Here is a 2,110-nt window from a genome sequence, read left to right as displayed (position 1 = left end):
CGGCTCTGGTCGGCGGCGCTGCGCTCGACCGCGGCCAGCACACGCTGGATGTTCAGTCCGTCGTCGAACGACGGGGCCGGGGCGACACCGGCGGTGATCGCCTCGACGAAGTCCTTCACCTCGTGGGTGAAGGTGTGCTCATAGCCCAGGCCGTGACCCGGCGGCCACCACGCCCCCGCGTAGGGGTGCCCGGCCTCGGTGACCAGCACCCGGCGGAACCCCGCCTCCTCGGCCGGCAACGCGTGGTCGTGAAACCACAACTCGTTCATCGCCTCGAAGTCGAACGCCACACTCGCCTTCGAACCGTTGATCTCGATGCGCAGCGCGTTCTTGCGGCCGGTGGCGAACCGGGTCGCCTCGAACGACGCCAGCGCGCCGCCACTGAGACGGCCGATGAACAACGCCGCGTCATCGACGTCGACCTCGCCCATCTCGGTGCCGCTTCCGTTGCCGGTGTCGGCCGACAGTCCGGCCGAGGCGCCGGCCAGCGGCCGCTGGGTGATGAACGTCTCGGTCAGCCCGGACACGTGCGTCAGGCGCTGGCCGGTGACGAACTGGGCGGTGTCAATGATGTGCGCGCCGATGTCGCCCAGCGCGCCGGAGCCGGCCAGGTCTTTTCGCAGCCGCCACACCAGCGGGAAGTCCGGATCGACGATCCAGTCCTGCAGGTACTGGGCCCGCACGTGGCGGATGGCGCCCAGGCGGCCCTCGGCCACCCAGCGGGCGGCCTGGGCGATGGCCGGCACCCGGCGGTAGTTGAACGCCACCATCGCATACACCCCCCGCTCGGCCGCCGAGCGGGCCGCCGCCGCCATCGCCTCGGCCTCGGCGACGGTGTTGGCCAGCGGCTTCTCGCACAACACGTGCTTGCCAGCCTCCAGCGCGGCGATCGCGATCTCGGCGTGCGAGTCGCCCGGCGTGCAGATGTCGACCACGTCCACGTCGTCGCGGGCGATCAGCTTGCGCCAGTCGGTCTCGGCCGCGGCCCAGCCCATCTGCTCGGCCGCCGCCGCCGTCCCCTCGGCCGAGCGGCCGCAGACCGCGGCCATCACCGGCCGGGCCGGCAGGTCGAAGAACGCCGACACGCTGCGCCAGGCCTGGGAATGCACCCGGCCCATGAAGGCGTACCCGACCATGCCGATCCCCAGGCTCGGCCTGTCAGACTGATTCATCAAGACTCGAATCCCAACGGCAGGTACTCGGCCACGTTCTCCTTGGTGATGGTCTCGGAGGCCAGGGTGATCGACTGGGGCACCTGGTTCTCCACCAGGTCGCTCATGCCCTTGCCCTGCGCGATCAGGCGCGCCAGCTTGATCGCCGAGGAGGCCATGGTGGGGCTGTAGGTCACGGTGGCCTCCAGCACCCCCGACCCCGCCTGGATGTCGCGCATCGCGTTGGCCGAGCCGGCACCGCCGACCATGAAGAACTCGCTGCGCCCGGCCTCCTTGATCGCGGCCAGCACGCCGATGCCCTGGTCGTCGTCGTGGTTCCAGATCGCGTCGATCTTCTTGTGCGCCTGCATCAGGTTGGCGGCGACCTTGGTGCCCGACTCCACGGTGAACTGCGCGTCCTGCTTGGCCGTCACGCTGAAGCCGTAGGTCTTCAGCGCGTCCTCGAAGCCCTTGCTGCGGTCCTGGGTCAGCGGCAGGGTGGCGATGCCCTGGATCTCCAGGATCACCGGGTTGGCCACCCCCTTGTCCTTGAGCTTCTTGCCGATGTAGTGGCCGGCCGCCACGCCCATGCCGTAGTTGTCGCCGCCGATCCAGGTGCGGTAGGAGAGCTTGTCGGGGAAGACCCGGTCCAGGTTGATCACCGGGATGCCGGCGTCGGAGGCCTGGCGGGCGATCTGGTTGAGCTGCTGACCGTCGTTGGGCAAGATCACCAGCGCGGAGACCTTCGCCGCGATCAGCGACTCGACGGCGGAGATCTGCGCGTTGATGTCGTTGGTCGGCTCGACCGGCTTGAACTCGATGTCGGAGTACTCCTTGGCCGCGGCCTCGGCGTTCTTGGCGATCGCGGCGATCCAGCCGTGGTCGGCCGCGGGCGCGGAGAAACCGATGACGACCTTGTCGCCGGGGGCGTCGTTGCCACCGGTCGCGGCCGGAGCCGG

The 2,110-nt window shown here is 69.8% G+C and carries 2 protein-coding genes; both read right to left on the bottom strand.

The window, feature by feature from the left end; all coding sequences use genetic code 11:
- Window positions 1-1,172: Gfo/Idh/MocA family protein (locus tag ACTOQ3_RS43440; protein ID WP_440089912.1), on the bottom strand; the 1,172-nt coding region annotated here is incomplete at its 3' end.
- Window positions 1,172-2,110 (bottom strand): substrate-binding domain-containing protein (locus ACTOQ3_RS43435; protein WP_440089911.1); only part of this gene is annotated, 939 nt, incomplete at its 5' end. The genes ACTOQ3_RS43440 and ACTOQ3_RS43435, both read right to left, overlap by 1 nt.

Source organism: Streptosporangium sp. LJ11 (assembly GCF_051918945.1).
Lineage (GTDB): Bacteria > Actinomycetota > Actinomycetes > Streptosporangiales > Streptosporangiaceae > Streptosporangium.
This window is presented reverse-complemented; position numbering and strand designations above follow the sequence as displayed.